Source organism: Neorhizobium sp. 2083, assembly GCF_031455615.1.
In the GTDB taxonomy this organism is placed as follows: Bacteria; Pseudomonadota; Alphaproteobacteria; order Rhizobiales; family Rhizobiaceae; genus Neorhizobium.
Genome location: NZ_JAVDTC010000001.1, coordinates 333,148 through 356,982 on the forward strand (window position 1 = coordinate 333,148; position 23,835 = coordinate 356,982).

General features: G+C 61.2%; 23 protein-coding genes and 1 tRNA gene. 10 read left to right on the forward strand and 14 right to left on the reverse strand.

Going from position 1 to position 23,835, the window contains the following annotated elements:
• Positions 1-12: 12 nt before the first annotated feature.
• Positions 13-573, reverse strand: coding sequence for a DUF2062 domain-containing protein (locus J2X76_RS01670; protein WP_113129920.1), 561 nt, complete (start codon positions 571-573; stop codon positions 13-15).
• A 230-nt stretch (positions 574-803) separates the two neighbouring features.
• Positions 804-959 carry a DUF3563 family protein gene (locus tag J2X76_RS01675; RefSeq protein WP_080955802.1) on the reverse strand — a complete coding sequence of 52 codons (156 nt, stop codon included), beginning with the start codon at positions 957-959 and terminating at the stop codon, positions 804-806.
• 288 nt (positions 960-1,247) lie between these two features.
• Here J2X76_RS01675 and J2X76_RS01680 point away from each other — a divergent pair, with 288 nt between their 5' ends.
• Positions 1,248-2,726, forward strand: coding sequence for an FAD-dependent oxidoreductase (locus J2X76_RS01680; RefSeq protein ID WP_310212391.1), 1,479 nt, complete (start codon positions 1,248-1,250; stop codon positions 2,724-2,726).
• Between the two features lie 205 nt (positions 2,727-2,931).
• On the opposite strand, the gene J2X76_RS01685 is transcribed toward J2X76_RS01680, so the two are convergent.
• Entirely contained in the window at positions 2,932-5,148 is a 2,217-nt protein-coding gene (locus J2X76_RS01685; protein ID WP_113129919.1) for a bifunctional (p)ppGpp synthetase/guanosine-3',5'-bis(diphosphate) 3'-pyrophosphohydrolase, read from the reverse strand.
• 158 nt (positions 5,149-5,306) lie between these two features.
• Positions 5,307-5,714 (reverse strand): DNA-directed RNA polymerase subunit omega, encoded by a 408-nt coding sequence (rpoZ, locus tag J2X76_RS01690; protein ID WP_113129918.1) that lies wholly within the window; start codon positions 5,712-5,714, stop codon positions 5,307-5,309.
• 289 nt (positions 5,715-6,003) lie between these two features.
• Between rpoZ and J2X76_RS01695 the strand changes: the two genes are divergently transcribed.
• Positions 6,004-6,579 (forward strand): NYN domain-containing protein, encoded by a 576-nt coding sequence (locus J2X76_RS01695; RefSeq protein ID WP_113129917.1) that lies wholly within the window; start codon positions 6,004-6,006, stop codon positions 6,577-6,579.
• 85 nt (positions 6,580-6,664) lie between these two features.
• Entirely contained in the window at positions 6,665-7,729 is a 1,065-nt protein-coding gene (locus J2X76_RS01700; RefSeq protein WP_310212397.1) for a trifunctional transcriptional activator/DNA repair protein Ada/methylated-DNA--[protein]-cysteine S-methyltransferase, read from the forward strand.
• Between the two features lie 76 nt (positions 7,730-7,805).
• On the opposite strand, the gene J2X76_RS01705 is transcribed toward J2X76_RS01700, so the two are convergent.
• The 4 genes from J2X76_RS01705 to dapA all read right to left on the reverse strand — a co-directional run bounded on the left by J2X76_RS01705 (position 7,806) and on the right by dapA (position 10,733).
• Positions 7,806-8,771 carry a YbhN family protein gene (locus J2X76_RS01705; RefSeq protein ID WP_310212400.1) on the reverse strand — a complete coding sequence of 322 codons (966 nt, stop codon included), beginning with the start codon at positions 8,769-8,771 and terminating at the stop codon, positions 7,806-7,808.
• Positions 8,772-8,846: 75 nt separating this feature from the next.
• Entirely contained in the window at positions 8,847-9,140 is a 294-nt protein-coding gene (locus J2X76_RS01710) for a WYL domain-containing protein (protein ID WP_310212403.1), read from the reverse strand.
• Positions 9,141-9,246: 106 nt separating this feature from the next.
• Positions 9,247-9,723, reverse strand: a complete 477-nt coding sequence (gene smpB, locus J2X76_RS01715; protein WP_113129913.1) for an SsrA-binding protein SmpB — start codon at positions 9,721-9,723, stop codon at positions 9,247-9,249.
• Between the two features lie 125 nt (positions 9,724-9,848).
• Positions 9,849-10,733, reverse strand: coding sequence for a 4-hydroxy-tetrahydrodipicolinate synthase (gene dapA, locus J2X76_RS01720; RefSeq protein ID WP_310212407.1), 885 nt, complete (start codon positions 10,731-10,733; stop codon positions 9,849-9,851).
• A 274-nt stretch (positions 10,734-11,007) separates the two neighbouring features.
• Between dapA and J2X76_RS01725 the strand changes: the two genes are divergently transcribed.
• On the forward strand, positions 11,008-13,083 hold the full coding sequence (locus J2X76_RS01725) for a lytic transglycosylase domain-containing protein (protein WP_310212410.1): 2,076 nt from the start codon (positions 11,008-11,010) through the stop codon (positions 13,081-13,083).
• A gap of 256 nt (positions 13,084-13,339) precedes the next feature.
• Here the strand turns inward: J2X76_RS01725 and J2X76_RS01730 are convergent, their stop codons facing one another.
• The 5 genes from J2X76_RS01730 to J2X76_RS01750 all read right to left on the reverse strand — a co-directional run bounded on the left by J2X76_RS01730 (position 13,340) and on the right by J2X76_RS01750 (position 18,305).
• Positions 13,340-14,395: a porin gene (locus tag J2X76_RS01730; protein ID WP_113284181.1), complete on the reverse strand. Its 1,056-nt coding sequence runs from the start codon at positions 14,393-14,395 to the stop codon at positions 13,340-13,342.
• Between the two features lie 181 nt (positions 14,396-14,576).
• On the reverse strand, positions 14,577-15,650 hold the full coding sequence (locus J2X76_RS01735) for a porin (protein WP_113284182.1): 1,074 nt from the start codon (positions 15,648-15,650) through the stop codon (positions 14,577-14,579).
• Between the two features lie 408 nt (positions 15,651-16,058).
• Positions 16,059-16,149, reverse strand: a tRNA-Ser gene (locus J2X76_RS01740).
• Positions 16,150-16,274: 125 nt separating this feature from the next.
• Positions 16,275-17,075: an HpcH/HpaI aldolase/citrate lyase family protein gene (locus tag J2X76_RS01745; RefSeq protein ID WP_310212414.1), complete on the reverse strand. Its 801-nt coding sequence runs from the start codon at positions 17,073-17,075 to the stop codon at positions 16,275-16,277.
• A gap of 12 nt (positions 17,076-17,087) precedes the next feature.
• Positions 17,088-18,305 carry an FAD/NAD(P)-binding oxidoreductase gene (locus J2X76_RS01750; RefSeq protein ID WP_310212416.1) on the reverse strand — a complete coding sequence of 406 codons (1,218 nt, stop codon included), beginning with the start codon at positions 18,303-18,305 and terminating at the stop codon, positions 17,088-17,090.
• A 284-nt stretch (positions 18,306-18,589) separates the two neighbouring features.
• On the opposite strand from J2X76_RS01750, the gene J2X76_RS01755 reads away from it, so the two are divergent.
• The 3 genes from J2X76_RS01755 (at position 18,590) to J2X76_RS01765 (ending at position 21,343) form a co-directional block, all read left to right on the forward strand.
• Entirely contained in the window at positions 18,590-18,943 is a 354-nt protein-coding gene (locus J2X76_RS01755) for a hypothetical protein (protein WP_310212419.1), read from the forward strand.
• A 351-nt stretch (positions 18,944-19,294) separates the two neighbouring features.
• Entirely contained in the window at positions 19,295-20,188 is an 894-nt protein-coding gene (locus J2X76_RS01760) for a LysR family transcriptional regulator (RefSeq protein ID WP_310214670.1), read from the forward strand.
• 45 nt (positions 20,189-20,233) lie between these two features.
• Entirely contained in the window at positions 20,234-21,343 is a 1,110-nt protein-coding gene (locus tag J2X76_RS01765; protein WP_113129905.1) for a pyridoxal phosphate-dependent aminotransferase, read from the forward strand.
• 188 nt (positions 21,344-21,531) lie between these two features.
• Here the strand turns inward: J2X76_RS01765 and J2X76_RS01770 are convergent, their stop codons facing one another.
• On the reverse strand, positions 21,532-21,798 hold the full coding sequence (locus tag J2X76_RS01770; protein ID WP_113129904.1) for a tetratricopeptide repeat protein: 267 nt from the start codon (positions 21,796-21,798) through the stop codon (positions 21,532-21,534).
• A 520-nt stretch (positions 21,799-22,318) separates the two neighbouring features.
• Here J2X76_RS01770 and J2X76_RS01775 point away from each other — a divergent pair.
• The 3 genes from J2X76_RS01775 to J2X76_RS01785 all read left to right on the forward strand — a co-directional run bounded on the left by J2X76_RS01775 (position 22,319) and on the right by J2X76_RS01785 (position 23,805).
• Positions 22,319-22,657, forward strand: coding sequence for a DUF2147 domain-containing protein (locus J2X76_RS01775; protein ID WP_113129903.1), 339 nt, complete (start codon positions 22,319-22,321; stop codon positions 22,655-22,657).
• 573 nt (positions 22,658-23,230) lie between these two features.
• On the forward strand, positions 23,231-23,449 hold the full coding sequence (locus tag J2X76_RS01780) for a hypothetical protein (protein ID WP_113129902.1): 219 nt from the start codon (positions 23,231-23,233) through the stop codon (positions 23,447-23,449).
• Positions 23,450-23,535: 86 nt separating this feature from the next.
• Positions 23,536-23,805, forward strand: coding sequence for a hypothetical protein (locus J2X76_RS01785; protein WP_113129901.1), 270 nt, complete (start codon positions 23,536-23,538; stop codon positions 23,803-23,805).
• Positions 23,806-23,835 lie beyond the last annotated feature (30 nt).

Genomic DNA, 23,835 nt, shown 5'->3' on the forward strand with positions numbered 1-23,835 from the left:
TCTCGTCAGTCCTTATACTGACTTGAGGGCTCCGGCCCGCGCCGTCAAGCGCTCCAGCCTCCGGTTGCGGAAACTGCGCACGCCCAGATAGGTGACGGCGTAGAAAATAAGGCCGCAGACGATGCCCGGCGGCAGGGAGCCGATCAGCATCGGCTCCAGGATCGGGCGCCAGAGCTGCGAGAAATCGAGATGATGGACCAGCCGGCCCAGATCGAGACTGTCATGGCCGATGGCTTCGTTGCCAAGCATCGTCTCGCCGATCTTCCACGTCAGCGGCCAGATGATCGGGCAGGTGATCGGATTGGCAAACGTGGTGCCAAGTGCTGCGGCGATCATGCTGCCGCCAAAAAGATAGGCGAGCGGGATCGCAAACAGGATGTGGAGCCCGAGGAAGGGCGTCCAGGCGCTGACCACACCGATCGCAAGACCGGCCGCGACCGCATGCGGCGAACCGCCGATGCGCATCACCTTCAGGCGATAATAGTCGAAAACGCGGCGGAAGTCCTTGGGAGGCAGGACGGCCCGGCGCAGTCTTTCACGGAATGCAAGCGGTGTACGGCGGCGAAATGGCATCAGTGTGCATCTGGTTCGGCAGCGGGATCATCATCCGTCGGCTGCGGGAATCTTCGGTCCAACAGGCTCTAGCCCAAGCCGAAGATGATGGCGAAAATTGGCCCGTCTACACCGAGACAAGGTTTTCGCGGAGGTGATCGGGTCTTCGGCCGCGTCGATGCGACCCACGAAGACCTGCAACAGCCGCGCGGCAATTTCCGCGCGAACGGGTGGCTGGTGGAGCGTGTCGGTTAGAAACCAGACTTGCGGAACATGCCGCGATCGACCTGGCGCATGCGGTATTCGAGATCGATGCGGTCGTTGGCTTCGTTCAGATAAGCGACTTCGCGGTCCTGGGTGGTGGGGACGCGGAAAGCGCGGGCAAACTTGCGGACTGAGTCAAACATGATGTCTTCCTTTCTTGTTCATATTGCACTGCAGCAATATAAGACGGGACACCGGCCTTTACCAACGCCGCGACCGCTGGTCAGCCTTGCGTGAGAAGCATGGCGGGTTAACCGCATGCGTAGGAAATGGGCGGACGAGATGAAACCGCAGGCACAATGCTTCCTCATCTAGCGTGAATCGAGAAAACTCTATCAGCGTATTGGTGTCTTTCTCAGCCCGCTTATCCTTGGCTAAATCACCTCCGGGCTCGTTGAGCACAACGGGCTCCGAAAATCAGGGAGGGTGCCATGGACGATCAGAAGGTTTCGGTGAAGGAGATTCGGCAGAACGAAAACCGGTTCCTGAGTTCCGACATCTTTGAATCGGGGCAGTATGTCTTTCCCCGCCGCAACGGAGAGGGCGTTCTTCGCGAAGAAGCGCGCGACATTCCCGTCTATCACCGCTGCGACGTGTTGGTCGTGGGCGGCGGGCCATCCGGAACCGCCGCCGCGCTCGCTGCCGCACGAACCGGGGCTAAGGTCGTGGTGCTGGAGCGCTACAATCATCTCGGCGGGCTCTCCACCGGCGGCGTGGTGATCTGGATCGACCGCATGACCGACTGGGAGGGACGGCAGGTCATTCGCGGATTTGCCGAGGAGGTTCTCGGCCGCCTGCCGCCCGAAGCGGTCGCTGGGCCGGACCGCAGCCTCTGGGGCGTGCGCGATGCCGACCTTGCGAAATACTGGCGGCTGCGCACCTCCGCCTTCCACGGCATCGTCACCTGGGCGCCGACCATCGATCCCGAGCGGCTCAAGCTGACCTCGCAGGAAATGCTGATCGAGGCGGGTGTCAGGATCGTTTTCCATTCCCTTGCCGCGACGCCGGTGGTGGAGGACGGCGCGGTCACGGGTGTCATCTTCGAAAGCAAGGAAGGCCGTCAGGGGATCATGGCCAAGGTCGTGGTGGACTGCACCGGCGACGGCGACGTTTTTGCCCGCGCGGGCGCGAGCTTCGAGGCGGATATCGAGGAAGGCGACGTGCATCACTCGATGAATACCGGCTTCATGCTGGGCGGCGTCGACATGGAGACATGGCTCGCCTTCCGGTCGGAACAGGAGCAGGCGTTCGCAGACTTCAACACGCTCGGTCGCGACACGCTCGGGTTCTTCCAGACGCCATACGTCTCGTGGCGCAACGACATCGCGCTTTTCCTCGGGCCGCGCCAGTCGGGACTTTCGGCGCTCGATGTCGACGACATGACCGAGGTCGAAATCCGCTCGCACCGGTTCATGCAGTCGCATTGCGAGTTCTTCCGAAAGCATGCCCCGGGGTTCAAGGACGCCTACATGCTCTTGAGCGCCCCGCAGCTCGGCGTGCGGCACACGCGGCGGCTCGCCGGCGTCGGCAGGGTCGAGCGCAGCCAATGGCCCGAGGGCAAGGTTCTGCCGGACGAAATCGGCGTCAGCCCCTCGGTTTCGCCGAAATTCCCGGTGATATCCGTGCCCTACGGGTCGCTCGTCCCGGCCAGGCTGAACGGACTGCTCGCCGCCGGGCGGCATATTTCCTGCGACGCGAACAGCCACGGCTTCATGCGAGAGATTCCGCAATGCTGGTTGACGGGACAGGCCGCCGGCGCAGCAGCAGGCGTCGCGGCCAATCGCGGCGTGGCACCGCGGGATGTGGATATCGCGGAACTGCAGGCGGTGCTGCGGGCGCAGGGTGCATTCGTGCGGGATGCGAGCGAGGCTCGTTCCGTGGAGAACAAGGCCGAGACTGTTTCGGGCTGAGAGAAAACTCTCGGTCGGGTAAGCGGCGACTGCATATCGGAACGCCCCTCATCCGCCCTGCCGGGCACCTTCTCCCCGTTTTGACGGGGAGAAGGACATATGCCGCGCCGTCTACGTCCCTCTCCGACAACACGTGTGGCACGTCCCCTCGCCCCGTTTACGGGGATAGGGTTAGGGTGAGGGGCAAATCCGCTCTGCCCGGCCCTCAGTCATACACCCGCTTCACATTGGCCACGCAGTCCAGATCCTTCATCTGGCTCAGCAGCTGGTTCAGCTGCCTCAGATCCCAGACCTCGACTTCCATGGTGATCTCGGAAAAATCGGCGGCGCGGTTGCTGCCCATGGTGAGCGTGCGGATGTTGATGTCGAGATGCGCGATCGTCTGGGTGACGGTCGCGAGCGTGCCGGGTTCGTTCAGCGTGTTGACCTCGATGCGGGCGAGGAAGCGCGACTTGTTGGCTTCGTCGAGATCCCAGCGCACGTCGATCCAGCGTTCGGGCTGGTCGTCGAAGCGCTGCAGAGCGGACGCCTGGATCGGGTAGATGGTGATGCCCGTGTCCTTTTCCATGATGCCGACGATGCGGTCGCCGGGGACGGCGCCGCTCGGCGCAAACCGCACCTGCAGATTGCCGGAAAGGCCGCGGATCGGCAGCGGATCGGGACCTGCCTCCAGCTCCTCCGGCGAGACGCGCCGCTGGTTCGGCAGCTTGAAGATCATGCCGGAAGCGCTGCGCATGTTGAACCAGCCGTCGTCGGCAGCCGGCTTCACGGTGACGCGCTCGTCCTTGAAATCGGGGAAGACGGCACGCAGCACGTCCAGCGACGAGAGTTCGCCGCGCCCGACGGCGGCGATCGCATCCTCGACATCCTTGTGGGCGAGACGATGCAGCGCGGGCTTCAGCGTATCGCGGGCAAAAACCTTGCCGGCGCGCTCGAAGGTGCGTTCCAGAATGCGGTGGCCGAGGCCCGCATATTGCTTGCGGATCGCCATGCGGGTGGCGCGGCGGATTGCCGAGCGCGCCTTGCCGGTGACGACGATCTCTTCCCAGGCGGCCGGCGGCACCTGCACGCCGGAGCGGATGATCTCCACTTCGTCGCCGTTGTTGAGCCTCGTCACCAACGGCATGATGCGGCCGTTGATCTTGGCGCCGACCGTGGTGTTGCCGATATTGGTGTGGACGGCATAAGCGAAATCAATCGGGGTCGCTCCGCGCGGCAGCGCGATCAGCTTGCCCTTCGGCGTGAAGCAGAAGACCTGGTCCTGGAACAGTTCGAGCTTGGTATGCTCTAGGAACTCTTCGGGGTTGTCGCCTTCGGCAAGCGATTCGATCGTGTGGCGCAGCCAGGAATAGGCGTTGGATTCCTTCGGCAGCAGCTCCCCGCCCCTGCCATCCTTGTAGAGCGCGTGCGCGGCGATCCCGTATTCGGCGATTTCCTGCATCAGCTGGGTGCGGATCTGCAGCTCGATGCGCTGGCGGGACGGGCCGACGATCGTCGTGTGGATGGAGCGGTAGTCGTTCTGCTTCGGGTTCGAGATGTAGTCCTTGAACCGGCCGGGCACGACGCGCCAGCGGGTGTGGACGATGCCGAGCGCCCGATAACACGACGGAATGTCGCCGACGATGATGCGGAAACCGTAAACATCCGAGAGCTGCTCGAAGGAGAGCGACTTCGACTGCATCTTGCGGAACACCGAATAGGGCTTTTTCTGGCGTCCCTTGACGAAGGGCGCGGTCATGCCGTTGGCGATCAGGAGTTCGCGCAGCTCATCCTCGATCTTCTTGATCAGGCCTTCGTTGCGGGCTTCGAGATCGGCAAGCCTCTGGGTGACCGTGTCATGGGCTTCCGGGTTCATGTAGCGGAAGGACAGTTCCTCCAGCTCGTCGCGCATGTCCTGCATGCCCATGCGGCCGGCAAGCGGCGCATAGATATCCATGGTCTCTTCGGAAATGCGCGCCTTCTGCTCGGCCTTCATGTGCTCCAGCGTGCGCATGTTGTGCAGGCGGTCGGCGAGCTTGACGAGGAGGACGCGCACGTCGTCGGAAATGGCGAGCAGCAGCTTGCGCAGGTTTTCCGCCTGCTTGGCCTTCTTGGAGACGAGGTCGAGGCGCTTCAGCTTGGTCAGCCCCTCGACGAGCCGCCCGATATCCTCGCCGAACAGTTCGTCGATCTCGGCGCGGGTGGCCGTCGTGTCCTCGATCGTGTCGTGCAGCAGGGCGACCGCGATGGTCGACTCGTCGAGATGCATGTCGGTGAGGATGGCGGCGACTTCGAGCGGGTGGGAAATATAGGGGTCGCCGCTGGCGCGCTTCTGCTGGCCATGCTTCTGCATGGCATAGACATAGGCCTTGTTGAGCAGAGCTTCGTTGGCTTCGGGCTTGTATTTCTGAACCCGCTCCACGAGCTCGTATTGCCGCATCATCCTGAAAAATGTCCTCGATACCGCTTCAGTGCCTGCGAATGGGCGCTGGACGAAAAGAAAATGGCGCGCCAACCGTGAAGATTGGCGCAGCCATCATAAAACATTCAAGCAGATTAGGGCGAGAGAATGAACGAAAACTTGCTGAGCGAATGTTTCGCTTAGTAATCGTCGCTCTTTTCCGGCGGTACCAGACCTTCGATACCGGCAAGCAGCTCCTCTTCCGACATCTGGTCGAAGGTAACGGTTTCCGGAGCGTCGTCTTCCTCGTCGCGATCCGACGCGACGGTTACGCCGCCGGCGGCGATCAGCGAAGCCGGATCGGGCTCGGGCTCGTCGACTTCGACATGCTTCTGCAGCGAATGGATGAGGTCTTCCTTGAGGTCGTCCGGCGAAAGCGTCTCGTCGGCGATTTCGCGAAGGGCGACCACAGGATTCTTGTCATTGTCGCGGTCGATGGTGATCGAAGCGCCCTGCGAAATCTGGCGAGCGCGATGGCTCGCAAGCAGGACCAGTTCGAACCGGTTGTCGACTTTGTCAATGCAATCTTCTACTGTGACACGAGCCATTGCCTGTCCTTTGATCAGTGATTTTCGGAATTGATACGCCCGATACAGCCATTGTGCGGCAAATTCAAGTTTTTCCTGATAATTGACTTTTGACAGGTCGCGCCGAGTCTTCTGGGGGCGCCGGCGAAATTCAACCCCAAGCTGCTTGGATTATTGAGAATCGTGCCATAAATGACAGTTATATGAATAGTTCGTAATGTAGTGGATTATTCCGGAGATTTGGTTCAGCCTATATTGACCAGGTCTCCACCTGCAAAGCAGGTTGATAAGAAAAGGGGATGGAGACCATATGTTTGACCCAAGGGAGAAGATTGCTCTCTTCATAGACGGCGCAAATCTTTACGCTGCTTCGAAAAGCCTCGGTTTCGACATCGATTACCGGAAATTGCTGAAGGCCTTTCAGAAGCGCGGCTATCTTCTTCGCGCCTATTACTATACGGCGCTGATCGAAGATCAGGAATATTCTTCGATCCGTCCGCTGATCGACTGGCTCGACTACAACGGGTACAAGGTCGTCACCAAGCCCGCCAAGGAGTTCACCGACTCCATGGGCCGCCGCAAGATCAAGGGCAACATGGACATCGAGCTTGCGATCGATGCCATGGAACAGTCGGAAACCGTCGATCATCTCGTGCTGTTTTCCGGCGACGGCGATTTCACCACCCTCGTCGAAGCGCTGCAGCGAAAGGGCCGCAAGGTTTCCGTGGTTTCGACCATGGCGACCCAGCCGCCGATGATCGCCGACGACCTGCGCCGCCAGGCCGATCACTTCATCGATCTCGTTTCGCTGAAGGCCGAAGTCGGTCGCGACCCCTCCGAGCGCCCGGTCCGTCCGGCGGAACCGGCGGACGCTACCGATCCCTGATCGGGGCGATAGCCGCTATATCAAAAGAAGAATAGGCGCCCGTTTTTCGGCGGCGCCTTTTTTCGTTCTGGGCTAGAAAAGATCCATGCTTTTCGAACGCCCTTCCGACGACGCTCTTTATGACGCCCTGGTCGCCCGCGACGCCTCCTATGAAGGCTTTGCCTGGGCGGCAGTGAAGACGACCGGCATTTTCTGCCGCCTCACCTGCCCGGCCCGCAAGCCGAAGCGCGAAAATACCAGTTTCTTCGAAACCGTCGCCGAATGCCTGGAGGCCGGTTTCCGGCCCTGCAGCCGCTGCCGGCCGATGCTGAAGCTCGGCGAGACCGACCCGATGGTGACGCGCCTGCTGACGGCGCTCGACGCCGAACCCTTCCGCCGCTGGAGCGAGGAGGATGTCGTTTCGTTCGGCATCGACCCTTCCACCGCACGGCGCGCCTTCAAACGGCAGTTCGGCATGAGTTTTCTCGAAATTGCCAGATTGCGGCGGATGGGCAAGGCGGCCGAAACGCTGAAGGAAGGCGCGAGCGTTCTCGATGCGCAGCTCGATGCCGGTTACGAATCCGGCAGCGGTTTTCGCAGCGCGGTGACGAAGCTGTTCGGCGCAGCACCCGCCAACCTGCGGGACAAGACCCTGCTCAGGGCCGACTGGATCGAAACCCCGATCGGCCCGATGATGGCGATCGCCGACCAGCATTCCCTGCATCTCCTCGAATTCGCCGAACGCAAGGCGCTGCCGGCCGAGATCAGGAAGCTGCAGACATTCACCGGCAGCGGCATCGTCATGGGCCGGCATCCGCCGATCGATCAGATCGAGGCGGAGCTGAAGGCCTATTTCGCCGGCGAGGACCTTGGCTTCAAGACTCGGCTTGCGGGGCATGGATCGCCCTTCCAGCGGCAGGTATGGCAAGCGCTGCGGGCGATCCCGGCCGGGGTGTCCACCACCTATGGGGCGGTCGCCGCCGGGCTCAACCTCCCCTCCTCCACCCGCGCGGTGGCAGGCGCCAACGGCGCCAACCAGATCGCCATCGTCATCCCCTGCCACCGCCTGATCGGCGCCGACGGCAGCCTGACCGGGTATGGCGGAGGGCTGTGGCGCAAACGCTGGCTGCTGGAACATGAGCGGCGGATGACGGCGAGGAAGACAGGTTGACCGGTCCGGGCTGTGGGGCGTTGGAGGCGTTGTGCCCCGCGATACCCCCTGCCCTGCCCACCACACTCGTACAAAATCACGTCGAAGCCGGCGCCGTAAGCTCAAGCCCCGACTGCGACTGCCTCCTCGCCTTCCCGGCCCGAAAAATCGCTTCGACGATCAAGGCCAGCGGCAGGCCGATGAAGAACGGGATGAAGAAATAGATCACCCGGAAGGCGACCAGCGAGCCGATCGAAGCCTGGTCGCCCATGACATGCCGCACCGTCGCTTCCAGCACGCCAAGGCCGCCCGGCGCATGGGTGATCAATATCGCGAGGTTGGCGAGCACGAAGGCCGTTGCCGCCTTGAGGTAACTGACATCCGCCGTGGCTGCCATGACTTCACGCAGGCAGGCGGAGACCAGCGCGAAATTGATCGTGCCGATCACCACCTGGGCGATCGCGATCTTCAGCGTCGGCATTTCGAACGTCCAGGCGCGGATTTTCAGCGGCGTGCGCATGAAGGCGGCGAGCGCCAGGTACCCGGCTGTTGCGGCAAGGCAGGCAACGCCAATCCCGACGATCATGCCTTCGCCCAGGCCGAGAACGGCGGCAGCATCTTTCGGATTGATGACCATAACGATGCCCGACAATACGGCCATGCCGATGCCGACGGTGACGCCCGACAGCAGCACGATCTTCGCCACATCCTCGGTGCTCATGCCCCAATGGGCGTAATAGCGATAACGCAAGGCGCCGCTGCTCAGGCCCGAAAGCCCGACGCTCTGGCCGATCGACAAGGCAATGAACGAGGCAAGACCGATCTTCGGATAGGCGAGATCGTTCTTCACATAACGCACCCCGGCCCAGTCGAAGCCCGACAGGCAGACATAGGAGCCGAAAGCGAAGAGGAGCGCCATCAGAAGGTTGAAGGTCGGGATGGCGCGGACCGATTCGACAATATCGGAGACCGAGTATTCGCGGAAGGTGTGATAGAGCAGATAGGCGGCGGCACCGAAGCCGATCACCAGCGTGCCGTAAGTGAAGATTTTCTTTCGCGTCATTGTCCCGCTGCCCGCTCGCGCTCTCAAGATTTGACGCAACGGACTGATGCGGATTTTGTTCCTGGGGCGGGGATTTCACAGGCGGTCGATGATGCGCGAAAAGAGCGGATCGTTGCGATTATAGCCGCGCGAGGGACTACGGAAACCGTCCTCGGTCGGCGCGAGCTCGCTGATGCCATCGACGTGGAAGAGCCGCCAACCGACACCGGTGCCGGTCATCTGCCAGGCGCTGAGTGCCAGTTCCCCCTCCCCGACATAGCCCAGAATATGCGGCCGTACCCTGCGCCTTGTGTCCTTGTAGCGGAGCTCGATGATCCGCCGCCGCTCGATCGCATCGATGATGATGTCCGGATAGCTTGTCTTGCGCACGAAAACTCCCTGGTGTCTCCCTTAACGAACGGGAGTTCAGGAAGTTCACCGGCGCGGCGTGGCGAATGGCCGCCGATCCGGCGGCGGCGGTTGGATCAGGCGGGGATCAGTTCGACTTCAAGAGCCGCGACTTCTGGCGGTTCCAGTCGCGTTCCTTCTCCGTCTCGCGCTTGTCGTGCAGCTTCTTGCCCTTGGCAAGCGCGAGTTCGAGCTTGGCGCGGCCCTTTTCGTTGAAGTAGATCTTCAGCGGCACCAGCGTCATGCCTTCGCGGTTGATGCCGGCGCGCAGGCGGTTGATCTCGCGCTTCGACAGCAGCAGCTTGCGGCGGCGGCGCGGTTCGTGATTGAAGCGGTTGGCCTGCAGATATTCCGGCAGGTGCGAATTGATCAGCCAGATTTCCTCACCCTCATCGGATGCATAGGATTCGGCGATATTCGCCTTGCCGTCGCGCAACGACTTGACTTCGGTCCCCGTCAACACGAGGCCGGCCTCATAGGTATCGATGATCTCGTAGTTGAAGCGGGCCTTGCGGTTTTCCGCCACAACCTTGTTGACCGTGCGCTGGCTGCCTTTGGGGGCCATGGGACTGACTTCCGTTCCGCCCTTCTTCTTCTGAAAGCAAATCCCCGCCCATGGGCAATGAGCGGGGTTCTTTATCTATGTAATGCGGCAGGAGCCGAAAGTGAAGCGGTGGGCGCGGAGCGCTCTCAGTTCAGCAGCCCCGCATGGCGCAGCGCCGCGTCGATCGCCGCTTCCGTTGCCGGTTCCAGCGTCGAAACCAGCGGCGAGCGGACCGTGCGGTTCATGCCGCGGATCCGGCTTAGGCCATATTTGGCGCCACAGAGGCCGGGTTCCATGAAGATCGCCTTGTGCAGCGGCATCAGGCGGTCCTGATATTCGAGCGCCTTGGCATAATCGCCGGCAAGCGTCGCCGCCTGGAATTCCGCACAGAGGCGCGGCGCGACATTGGCCGTTACCGAAATGCAGCCGACGCCGCCATGGGCGTTGAAGCCGAGCGCCGTCGCATCTTCGCCCGAGAGCTGGATGAAATCCTTGCCGCAGGTGATGCGCTGTTCCGAGACGCGCTCGATCTTGCCGGTCGCATCCTTGACGCCGACAATGTTCCGGTGCGCCTTGACGAGCGCGCCCATCGTTTCAGGCGACATGTCGATGACCGAACGCGGCGGGATGTTGTAGATGATGATCGGCAGCTTCGTCGCCTGCGCGATCGCCGAGAAATGCGCGATCAGGCCCTTCTGGGTCGGCTTGTTGTAATAGGGCGTGACCACCAGGACGGCATCGGCGCCGGCCTTTTCCGCATGCATGGCGAGTTCGACGGCTTCCCGCGTATTGTTGGAGCCGGCGCCGGCAATGACGGGAACCCGCTTTTTGGCCACTTCGATACACAGTTCCACGACGCGCTTGTGCTCGTCATGGCTCAGCGTCGGCGATTCACCGGTGGTGCCGACCGGCACCAGGCCGCTGCTGCCTTCGCCGATCTGCCAATCCACGTGTGCGGCGAAAGCCTGCTCATCGACCGCACCATCGGTGGTGAACGGTGTGACGAGGGCGGGCATCGATCCCTTGAACATGCAAAACTCCCAATCGGCAGCGTTCATTCTGCTGCCGCAATCCGCGATTATGAGAGGCCCAGGACGTTTGGACGGGCCGCGGCGCAGCCGATCTTTTCCCGAAAGCCTTCAGGTCGCGCACCATAAAGCGGCGGGAAAGCGACGACAAGCGCAAGTGCCAGGGATTTCATATGGAATCTCATATAAGAAACCGCGCATTTTCATAAACGTGGTAAGCTTTCGTTAATCTGCCCGGCGGCTAATAAGGGGACGATCTATTTTCGCGAGTTACCGGATGTACAGGCCTGTTCTGATCCTCGCAGCACTGGGGCTCGGCGCTGCGAGCATGCATGCATTTGCCGCGTCGCTTCCCGAAAGCATGGCTCCCCTTCCCTATGTGAAGCCCGAAAATCCGGTCGCGATCACCATGCCCGCCGGTATGCCGGCACCGGACGTGACCGGCACGATCCCGAGGACCGGGCCGCTGGTGGTCGCACCCGAGCTGAAGGCCGGGCTCGACGCGCTTGCCGACAACGACATCGCCGCCGCCCTTGCCGTCCGCAACGGTCTCGCCGAAGGCTCGCTCGACCGGCATATCCTCACCTGGGCGATCGCCACATCCGGCGCACCGGGCGTGCCGTCCGGCGAGATCGCCGCGGCCCAGACGGAGCTCAAGGGCTGGCCGGGCCTCAGGGGCCTGCGCGCCAATTCCGAGCGGGCGCTCTACCGTGAAAACCCGCCGGCCACGACGGTGCTTGCCACCTTCGGCGCGACCCGGCCGGAAACCACCGAGGGCACGCTCATCCTCGCCCGCGCACTCGTCGCCTCGGCAAGACCGGCCGAGGCCATCCGTCCGCTGCGGCAGATCTGGATCACCGAGCTGCTCGACAAGCCGACAGAAGACAAGATCCTCGCCGAATTCTCAGGCCTGCTTTCCGCCGCCGACCACAAGGCACGGATGGATTTCCTGATGTACAAGGGACGTGCGGCGCAGGCCAAGCGCTTCGGCGATCTCGGCAAGGCGCAATCGCTCTATAAGGCCTGGAGCGCCGTGATCAGCAATGCCAGGAATGCCGAGGCGCTGCTTGCCGGTGTCGATGGCTCGCTGAAGGACGATGCGGGTTATCTCTTCGCGCGCGTCGAATATCTGCGCCGGCAGGACAAATACCGGGACGCGGCCGAGCTGCTGGAAAAGGCGCCGCGCGAGGCGGCGAAACTGGTCAACACCACGGAATGGTGGAACGAGCGGCGGATCGTGGCGCGCGGCCTTGCCGACCAGGGCGAGTTCAAGCTCGCCTACCGAACCGCGGCCGATTATGTCGCCGCCTCCTCCACCGATATCGTCGATGCGGAATTCCATGCCGGCTGGTATGCGCTGCAGGCCCTGCACGAGCCGGCGACCGCCGAAAAACATTTCCGCAAGATCCTCGAGACCTCGAACAAGCCGCTTTCAGCATCGCGCGCCCTCTACTGGCTCGGCCGCGCCGCCGAGGACGGCGGACCGGGCAGCGCCAAGGATTTCTTCGCCAAGGCGGCGCATTTCTCGAGCACGTTTTACGGCCAGCTTGCCGCCGCGCGCCTGGACCTCAAGACGCTGGACGTTGCCTATCCGAACCCGAGCGGGGCCGACCGGCAGAATTTCGAAAGCCGCGAAGCGGTGCGGGCGATCGCGCGACTGGAAGATGCCGGCCACGGCAAACGCGCCGCCGCACTCTATCGCGCGCTGGCGGAGGAAATGACCAGCCCCGGGGAACTCGCGATCCTCGCGGCAAGGGCGGAATCGGAAGACAACCACGCCCTGTCGCTGCAGATCGGCAAGACCGCCTTCGGCCGCGGCATCGATGTGGCCGCGCTTGCCTTCCCGATCGGCGTCATCCCGGCAGGCGCCGACATCGCCGGCTCCGGCAAGGCGCTCGCCTATGCGATCGCCCGCCAGGAAAGCGCCTTCAACCCGGGCGCCGTTTCACCCGCCAACGCCCGCGGCCTGTTGCAGATCCTGCCGGGCACGGCACAGGGCGTCGCCAAGCGCCACGGTCTCACCTACGCGGCAGCAAAGCTGACAACGGATGCGGGCTACAACGCCACGCTCGGCGCGCATTATCTCGGCGAGCAGATCGACACGTTCGGCGGCTCCTACATCCTCACCTTCATCGCCTACAATGCCGGCCCGAAACGCGTGCCCGAATGGATCACCCGCTACGGCGACCCGCGCGGCAAATCCCTCGACGAAGTCGTCGACTGGATCGAGCGCATCCCCTTCCCCGAAACCCGCAATTACGTGCAGCGGGTGATGGAGAATTATCAAGTCTACAAGGTGAGGCTTGGACAGAAGGCGGATATCGAGACGGATTTGCGGTTCGGACGGCGGTAGGTGCCGCTGCGGATTGAGCGGATCCGGCCTTCTCTTATTCTGCTTGGGCAATAGGGCGACTGAGTGTTCGCTGCCGATGTAAGTATCCGCATCGCGTGCCCTCCTTCCCGATATTTGACTGAGCACTGATTGCTGCTCTCGACTTCTGCGAAGGCCAGCTTCAGTTCGAACCGCCATGCCACCGCAACCGACATCGTCCCAAAGCAAAAAGCCCGGCACAAGGCCGGGCTTCTGAACTTGATCCGATCAGGTCGGATTAGAAGTCGCGCTGGAAGCGGACAATACCACGAACGTCGTCGTCGCCGTCTTCGACCTTGACGTAGTCGACTGCAACCTTGGCTGCGAAGCCTTCGACGATCTGGTAGTTGACGGTTACGCCAGCGCCCCAGAGGTCGGCACCGGTGAACTCGTTGTCAGCGGTAAGTTCCGTGTTCCAGATGTACTGGGCTTCCGGAATGATTTCGAGCTTGTCGGTCGCCTTGAAGGAATAGGCAACAGCGACGCTTGCTTCACCAGCGCCGGTGTCGAGCACGCCGTAGTAGGCGTTTTCACCCGAAGACCAGACACCAGCAAGGTAGAACGTACCCGGACCAACGGCAACGGAGCCGATCGCACGGATTGCGCCCTCTTCGGCGCTGAAGTCATAAGAACCGAGCAGTTCGAGCTTTGCCGGGCCGATAGCAGCCTGGACAACAGCTTCGATACCAACATTCTGGCCGCCGACGCCACGAGCGCGCGACAGTTCATCGACCTGGATGCCGGCCGTGAAAGCAGAACCGGTATAGGTGTAGGAGATCGACTGCAGGCGGTTCGAACCGAGGTTGTCGAGTTCGCCCGGAAGATCGTTAGCATCCCACCAGTTCAGCCAACGGCCGACGCGGAAACCGCCGAGCTGGATGTAGGCCTCGTTGATGTAGGCGCCATTGACATCGCCGCTGCCGACAGTAGCGTTCGAGCCATAGCCGATATCCTGGTTAGCTTCAAAACGAACCGAAGCAACCGACGTCAGCGTGCCGAGTTCCGTGTCGCTCTTGGCCGTGAAGTCGAGCTGAGCGCGGCTGTAGGAATCCCAGTCACCGCCATTCAAGGCGTTAGTGTCCTGACCGAAGCCGACTTCGAAACGAACGTAACCACCGACCTTGAGGCAGGTTTCGGTGCCGGGGATGTAGAAGTAACCAGTGCCGAACGCGTCGCAAACGCGGACGTATTCCATTGGCTCCGGCTCAGCAGCGACGATGGCGTCGGCGGCCTGAGCGCCGGAAACTGCCGCGAGAGCCGCTGCAGAACCGAGAAGAAGGCTCTTGATGTTCATTGTTTTGACCTCCAGTCAATTTCTCTGAATGCTAATTCATGCCCGATCAAAAAATGGATCAAACACGTAAAGGCCGCATAAGCAGCCCAATCCCCCGGTATTAACTCCCCAACACGGAGGCCTCTTAAGGCCAACGATTTATAGAGAACTCCCCCGGTGAACCGGGGGAGTTCCATTATTATTAGAACGTACGGTCGAGGCGGACGAAGCCGTCCCAGAACTTGTTGTTCACACCAGCGTTGCTGGTGGAGTCGTTGTAGTTTGCAGTTACCTTAGCAACAAAGCCCGGAACGATCGTGTAGTCGACCGTCACGCCAGCGCGCCAGGAGTCGTCACCAGTGAAGTCGCCGCCGGCGTCAACTTCCGAGTTCCAGACATAGGTACCACCGGGGGTGATCGTCAGCTTGTCGCTGACCTTGAAGGCGTACGAAGCAGCAAGTGCCCATTCGCCACGGCTGTAGTATGCGTTGTCGAAGTTCGCATCACCCAGACCGCTCGACCAAACTGCGAGAGCCTGGAAAGTGCCGGGGCCGACCGGAGCCGACACGAGAGCGCGGATCGCGCCGTTCTCAGCGCTGAAGTCGTAGGAACCGAGAAGGTCGAAAGCAACCGAGCCGAACTTGGCAGTTACGATACCTTCGATACCGACGTTCTGGCCACCGAGGCCGCGAGCACGCGACAGTTCGTCAACCTGGATACCGGCGCTGAAAGCGGAACCGGTATAGGTGTAGCTGACTGCCTGCATGCGGGTCTGGCCAGCAGAGTTCCAGTCGGACTCGCCGTTGATGCCCTTGTCCCACCAGGTCAGGTAACGACCCATCTTGAGGCCGCCGAGCTGGATGTAGGCTTCGTTGATGTAAGCACCAGTAACGTCCCGACCGCCAACAGTGCCGTTCGAGGCGTAGCCGTTGTCCTGGTTGGCTTCAAAACGAACCGAAGCAACCGAGGTCAGCGTGCCGAGTTCGGTGTCAGACTTTGCAGTCACATCGAGCTGAACGCGGCTGAAAGAATCCCAGTCGTAACCGTTGCCAGCATTTACGTTTTCGCCGAAGTCAACCTGGAAACGAACGTAACCGCCGATCTTGAGGCAGGTTTCGGTGCCCGGGATGTAGAAGTAGCCGGTGCCGAAAGCGTCGCAAACGCGAACGTATTCCATGGGCTCCGGTTCAGCAGCTACGATGGCGTCAGCTGCCTGAGCGCCGGAGACTGCTGCGAGGGCAGCAGCGGAGCCGAGAAGAAGGCTCTTGATGTTCATTTTTGACCTCCAGTCAAAGTTTCGTATGGGTCTGGGTTCTTTTTGCTGAAGGACAGCGTTCCCTGCCCCATCCCCGTCGATTGCCAGAAGAAGGACGATCCACCGCCTCGCTTCTGGATTTGAAAATACAAGACGAGAGTGACCATGCAATCTGGAACTTCAACCGGACGCCATTCCGGTACCCGCTTCCCAGAAGTCTGTTGCCGAAAGGACACAAAGCGAGGGGCCGCATTAGGTTGTATTTTACGCTTTGTTAAGAAAGAGCTTATCCCGCAGTCACTTAGCGCCGCGACGACAGGTCTGAAGGACTCATGGCACCGCCCGGGATTCGCCGGCGAATCCTTGGCACCTGCAAGGCCGTATATGGGAGATCGTAGGGCAGGATTGGCGGCCGTTCCGGGCCTGAAGTGGCGGAGAGGAAGGGATTCGAACCCTCGATACGCTTTTGACGTATACTCCCTTAGCAGGGGAGCGCCTTCGACCACTCGGCCACCTCTCCGGTCGGGCCTGATTATTGGGAAACGATATCGATGGCAAGGTCTTTTATGGAAATGTCATGCGATTCCACCGTCAAAGACACACGAATCGCAACACGTGATTCCATTTCTGCCACCTGCCTGATTCTCAATATCCCGAACGCGGCTTGCCGACGCCCGTGCCGCGGCCGTAGCGGCCGGCCAGAGACCTGAGCGCACCGGAAAACTCGGTGACGTCGGCACCGACGGCGACAAAGCTCGCGCCGAGATCGAGATAATGGCGGTTCAAGGATTCGCTGAAGGTAAGGATGCCGGCCGCCTTGCCCGACTTCAGGATCGTGCCGATCGCCTTGTCGATCACCTCCTGAACCTCCGGGGCCTCCATGCGCCCGAGATAGCCCATGTCGGCGGAAAGGTCGGCCGGGCCGATGAAGACGCCGTCGATGCCATCCACGGCCGCAATGTTCTCCAGGTCGCGAATCGAGGCCATGGTTTCGGCCTGGACGATCAGGCAGATCTCGTCGGCGGCGGTCTCGGCATAGTCGGGGATGGCGTTGAAGGCGGATGCACGGGCGACGGCCGCCCCGACTCCGCGCACGCCGCGCGGGGGGTAACGCACGGCGCGAACCAGTTCCTTCGCCTGCTCGGCCGAATCGACCATCGGCACCAGCAGCGTGCGGGCGCCGATATCGAGCAGCTGCTTGATGACCCAGGTCTCGCCGATCGGCGGCCGGACGACCACTTCCGAAGGCGAGGTGGACAGCGCCTGCAACTGCGCCAGAATGCTGCGCAGATCGTTCGGTCCGTGCTCGCCGTCGATCACCAGCCAGTCGAAACCGGTATTGCCGGCGATCTCGGCGGTCAGCGCCTCGCCCATGTTCAGCCAGAGGCCGATCTGCGGCTGGCGGGCCTTCAGCGCCGCCTTGAAGTGATTCTTAGGAGCCGGCATGGGCGTTTTCCTTCAGGAGAGCAGCTGTTTCAGGTCGGCGGCGGGATCGGCAAGGATGGTGCGGTCAGGCTCGATGCCGCTATCGAGCAGCTTCTTGCCGCTCACATAGGCCTTGGCGTCATTGATCGCATCGACGGCAATGAAGCGTCCCTCGCGAAAATACCAGATCGAGAGGCTGCCCTCACGGGCGCCCTTGCGCGTCAGGGTCTCGTCGTAACCAAGGTTGAAGCCGGCGATCTGCAGCTTCACGTCGTACTGGTCGGACCAGAACCAGGGCTTTGCGTCATAGGGCGCAGTGCCGCCGGCAAGTACTGCGGCGGCAGCCTCCGCCTGGTCGACAGCGTTCTGTACCGATTCGAGACGGATGCGGTTGCCCCTCCAGGGCAGCATGGCGCAATCGCCCATGGCGAAGATCGAGGGGTCGGAGGTGCGGGCGAATTCATCGACGATGACGCCATTGCCGACTTCGAGGCCGCATTGCTGCGCGAGTTCGTCGTTCGGTTTGACGCCGATGCCGACGATGACGAAATCGACCTCGATCGTGCTGCCATCGGAAAGTTCGGCGGCGCGCACCCGGCCGTTCTCGCCGACCAATTTATGCAGGCCGGTCTTTTCGCGGATGACCACGCCATGGCTGTCGTGGATGGCGCGCATCACGTCGGCGGTTTCCTTTGCGGCAACGCGCTGAAGGATTCGATCCGCCATTTCGATCAGCGTCACTTCGAGACCGAGATGGCGGGCGACGGCGGCCGCCTCTAGGCCGATATAACCGCCGCCGATGATAAGCAGCCGGCGGCCCGGTTTCATCTCGCCGGCGAGCAGGTCTGCATCACGCTTGTCGCGCACGGTGAAGACGCCGTCGAGATCGCCGCCGACGCTTGCCGGCAGCGTGCGCGGCGTCGAGCCGGTGGCGAGCGCCAGGGTGCCGTATTCGAGGACCGCCCCGTCCTGCATGCGGACGGTCTTTGCCTTGCGGTCGATCTCCTCGACATAGGTGGAGAGGAGAAGCTCGACCTCATGTTCGGCAAACCAGCTTTCGGGCCGGAAGGTCAGCCGCTCGAAGTCCATCTCGCCGAGCAGATATTTCTTGGAGAGCGGCGGGCGCTGGTAGGGGATCACATCCTCCGAACCGATGATCGTAATCGGCCGCGCATCCTTCAGGGCCCGCAGTTTGGCAGCGAGCGCAAAACCCGCCTGTCCGCCGCCGATGATAACCAACCTGCCCGTCACGTTTCACTCCCCTTGACCGATCATGGTTTCCATTGGGATAGCACCATTGATCCGATCGAAAGGGGTATCCCCGCGACACGGGTCCGTCAACAACGCGACATCCCCGATTACACGCTTTGAGTTCGCAGCTGTTCCATACGGAAAGGAAAAGGCGCCTCGCCAGCAATCAAATACCGGATTTTTCGGCGATATTCCGCCTTTCCGTCGCATTTTACCTTTCCGTTTCAGAATGTGTCAGCGGAGGAGGAATATAGTCACATCCAGGAGCGAAACAGGAGGGTGTCATGCCCTTGAACATGGACCAGGACCCAAGAACAAACGGCTCGCGCGACCAGGCTTTCGAGAAGTTTCCGATCGATCATCCCGGCAAGATCATCTTCGTCGGACATCACCTCAGCACCAAGACGAGTTTCCGCTGCCTGATCCGCAGCATTTCGCTCTACGGCGCGGAACTCGAGGTCAGCCCGAACCTGCCGGTGCCCAACAATTTCTTCCTCGAGATCCTCGGCATCCATGACGATATCGGCTGCACGCTGATCCGCCGCGAGGAGGAAAGGGTCACGGTCGGTTTCAACATGCTGATCGATGCGGAATTCCTGCATCACGTGATCCGGCTGAGCTTCGAGACCAGCCACTGACCGGCAGATCGCGTCGCCGCCGGCGGGCCTTCCTCGCCCGCCACCGGTCACGACCGCCCGCCAGCCACGACAGAAGCGGCACGATCCACAGTAGCCCGCGCCATTCGGCGCCCTCCAGAGGATCGGCAAGGGGATCGGCCATCGGATCCCGCCGCCCGCTCCCGCAGCGCTCCTGCCCGTTCATCGGCTGCCGAAGGTTCACCCGGTTGAGAAACATGGCGGTCACTCCATCTATGATGCGATGCCATGGAGCTAGAGGTTTGCCGCGCAGGCTTGTAGATGCGCCGGCGAAAGCCGCTTTTCATCCATGAACGATGGATAGATCACCGGTGGATCCATAAGGTGCACGAGATGACGGATGCGGCCTGGGACGATCTGAAACTCTTTCTGCATGTGGCGAGCGAAGGCCGCCTGAGCGCTGCGGCCGCCCGCACCAAACTCAGCGCGCCGACGATCGGCCGGCGGATGCTGGCGCTCGAACGGACGACCGGCCGGACCCTTTTCGTGCGCAGCCAGCAAGGTTACCGGCTGGCACCGGACGGCGAGACGCTGCTCGAGCATGTCCGCGCCATGCAGAAGACCGCCGACGGCATCGCCGACTGGAAGACGCAGGCCTTCGCCATGCCGATCGTTTCGATCGGCGCCGATGCCTGGCTTGCCGGTTTCGTCGGCGAGCATACGTCCGAGATCAGGAGCAGGGACGACCGGTTCCGGCTCTGCTGCAAGTCGCTGCAAAAGGGCGTGGATTTCACCTACCGCGAGGCGGATGTCGGGATCGTCTCCCGCAGGCCGGAATCCGGCAATGTGGCGGCCCGCCGGTCGGTCGCTGTCGCACACTCTATATATAGGGCAATTGATCTTGCCGAAGACGGGGCCATGCCCTGGGTTTCGGTCGGCACCGAGAGCTCCCATTTGCCGGCCGAAAAATGGGTGTTCCAGCATCACGAGGCGCAAATCCGCACCTGGACCAATTCGCCGGAGATCCTGCCGAGGCTGATCGCGGCCGGCAACGGGCGTGGCGTGCTGCCCTGCTTCATCGGCGATGAGTTCCCGGGCCTGGCCCGTGAGGGCGGGATCATCCCGGAACTCACCCACACGATGTGGATCGTCGCCAACGACGACGACCGGCATCGGCCCGAAGTGCGCCAGGTGATCGAAAGGCTCGATGCGCTTTTCAAAGGGCAGGAGAAAAGATTTAGCGGCGACAGGGCGCAATCGGCCTCAAGCAGGCTTGCGTACCGGTGAATCGATCCTATTGTGTGCCGGTTTTAGAGAACCGGAATAAAATCCATGCCTGTATTCTCGCGCTTCACGCCGCTGATCAGCGCCCTTCCCGCCAGCGTCCCCTTTGTCGGCCCCGAGGCTATCGAGCGCAATCGCGGCCTGCGGGTGAAAGCCCGCATCGGCGCCAATGAAAACGGCTTCGGCCCGGCGCCCTCCGTCATCGAGGCAATCGGTGCTGCGGCAGCAGGCACGTGGAAATATGCGGATCCGGAAAATTTCGAGCTCAAGCAGGCGCTCGCCGCGCATCTGGGCTGTCAGGCCGAAAATATTGCAATCGGCGAAGGCATAGACAGCCTGCTCGGGATGATCGTCCGGATGGTGATCGAGCCGGGCATGCCGGTCGTCACCTCGTTCGGCGCCTATCCGACCTTCAACTTTCATGTGGCGGGCCATGGCGGCCGGCTGGTGACGGTGCCTTACGTCGACGACCGCGAAAACCTCGACGGGCTGCTGGAAGCCGTCCGCCGGGAAAACGCGCCGCTCGTCTATTTCGCCAATCCCGACAATCCGATGGGAAGCTGGTGGGATGCCGACAGCATCGTCACCTTTGCCAAGGCGCTGCCGGAAACCTGCCTGATGATTCTCGACGAAGCCTATTGCGAAACCGGACCGGCCGGCGCGACGCCCGATATCGCCGCCCTGATCGACCGGCCGAACATCATCCGCACCCGCACCTTCTCGAAGGCCTACGGCATGGCGGGCTCGCGGGTGGGTTATGCGATCTCGACGCCCGGTACGGCCGAGGCCTTCGACAAGATCCGCAACCATTTCGGCATGAACCGGATCGGCGTCGCCGCAGCGCTCGCGGCGCTGAAAGACCAGGCCTATCTCGGCCAGGTGATCGGGCAGATAAAGGCCTCGCGGGAACGGATCGCCGCGATCGCGACAGCCAACGGGCTGAAGCCGCTGGCCTCCGCCACCAATTTCGTGGCGATCGATTGCGGCCGCGACGGCGCCCATGCGCGTTCGATCGTCGATGGGCTGATGGAGCATGGGGTTTTCATCCGCATGCCGGGCGTGGCGCCGCTCAACCGCTGCATCCGCGTGAGCACGGGGCCGGAATCGGACATGGCGCTCCTCGAAGAAGCGCTGCCCAAGGTGCTGAAGGCTCTCTGAAGCCCTAAAGAAAATGACCGCGCCGGCCTTGTTCCTGCCGGTCGCGGTCTCAATGTCAGGCGTCGGCCCCCGTCCAGATCCGACCGCCCGGTCTCCCGATCCCCTTGGGTGATGTCTTTTGGATTGTTCTCCTGCCGGCCCTCTTGCGGGACCGGTCAATTCATCGACCACGGCGCTCGTTCGAGAGCTCAGTGCATGGTCATCCATTCGCGAGCGGCGCGCAGTGCTGCGGCCAGCTGCATCTTGCTCATCGTCTGGGCAAGGTCGGCGCGCAGTTCGGCGGCGCGGTCGGAGCCCTTGATCGCAGCGATGTTGAGCCATTTGTGAGCGGAAACGAGATCGATGTCGCAACCACGGCCGGTCGCATACATCAGACCCATTTCGCAGAAAGTGTCGGCGCGGGTTTCGCCACCCATGGTGGCCATTCCGGAATTGTTCATTTCAAAGCGTGCCATCGGTTTGATCCCTGTTAAAGCCTGTTGTTCGTCGTCTGCCCTGTTTTTGCCCTTTCGGGCTCCGTCCGGATCACCGTCTTCAAGCGGCTGTTTCGATCCTTCCGGCCGGCGGTTTTTCCCGCTCGTTTGATGACTTCACTATGGGCCAAACCTTCCAAAAGACGCCTAAAAAGCATGATTAATTCAACGAAAACAAAGTTCAAACGCTTGGTAAACTTGAGTTTTTGTTAAACATGGGATGCCTTGCATTTTAAGGAATTTGCAGAGATTTTTACGGAAAATTCAGAAAACGATTTAAACCGACTGCTAACCACGAATCCGGGTCGCATCGATGGACCTGTGGAAAACGCGGCTTTTCCCGCCGCCGAAATTCCCGCCCCTTTCGCGGCGATCCGATATTTACCTTTACGTGTGGGTAAGATAAATTTCGAATGAGTTCGCGCAGAGGGGTGCGAATTGGAGGAAACCGCGCCGCCAGCGCTTCAGAAGGCGTGGCGGCGGAAGCGAAGGAGGAAAAATCATGATGCGCAGACTGATATTGGCTGCCGCGCTGACGCTTACAGCAGCCGGAGCCCATGCCGCCGAACCCATCGAAGGCAATTGGAAGACCGCCAGCGGCGAAACCGCCGCGATCGGCAAATGCGGTACCGCCTACTGCGTGACGTTGAAGACCGGAAAACATTCCGGCAAGCAGATCGGCAAGCTCTCCGGCAAGGACGGCGAATATAGCGGCGAGATCACCGATCCGGCAGACGACAAGACCTATAGCGGCTCCGGTTCGGTCAGTGGCAACTCGCTCAAGATGAAGGGCTGCGTGCTGGCCATCCTTTGCAAGTCGCAGACCTGGACGCGCCTCTAGGTCGATTCGTCGGATACCCCATATTTAAGAAGCGCAGAAATGGTCGCGCCGGCAACGGCACGGCCATTTTTCGTTGCGGAGCATCAAGGGCCGCCTGATTTTTTTGCTGCGTCGCACCAAGAAAAGGCAATTTGATCACGGAAACGGCATCGAGTTTGACCGCGAAATTTCGCGGAATTCTTCATGTCACAGTTTTGTGAAAAGCTTGCATACCCCTTGCACCTGATTTTTGCCGTAAAAAAGCCATAAAAAAGCCACGATCCGCCAAAATCCACACGCGGATGGTGCAAATTCTGTACACTCCGCATAAGCATTTGTTTTCATTAGATTTATATCTTACAAAACCGTAACTTAATCGGTTTATTTATGGCATTTTCAAAAAAATTAGCATGCTCAGCACTTTTTGCGTGTATTTCGGAGCCGCGATTTTGGTCGTCAACGTTTCGTTGACAGTAGTCGTCGAAATGGGGGGCTTTCGGATCGAACCGATCGGTCCGATATGAACATCGCAAACACAAATTCACTTCGGTTCGAACCCAAGACCGAACCGATCATAACCCGAGGATAAAGACAATGACCAAGATCACTTCCGCAATCGCCGCTGCCCTCATCGCTTCGGCTTCCTTCGCTTCCGTCGCTCTTGCTGAAGGCGACTATTACGAAGGCGCTTCCAAGGCTTCCGCAACTGTCGACCATGTTCAGACCGGCAGCATTGCTCAAGATCAACAGCACCAGGTCCCGGCTGAGATCGGCCGTGGCGACTACTACGAAGGTGCAGTTCGTCCGAACTAAACGCAGCTCATTCAAGACACCGAAACAATCTCCGCAGGCCAGGTCGCAAACTTAAAGCCGCGGAACACTCTGAAGGAACTACCACAATGACCAGGATCACTTCCGCTATCGCCGCAGCTCTCATCGCTTCGGCTTCTTTCGCCACCGCCGCTCTTGCTGAAGGCAACTATTACGAAGGCGCCACCCCGCCATCGGCTGGCCAGCAGGTTCCGGCAACGCATCAGAAGGCCCAGGGCTCGGCCAGCTACGGCTACACGGGCTCGATCTCCAACGCCCAGGGTTCGAACCACTCCTTCGACGGCACGGTTACCCTGAACCGCGGCGATTACTACGAAGGTGCAGTTCGTCCGAACTAACCGCAGCTCATTCAACACACCGAAACAACG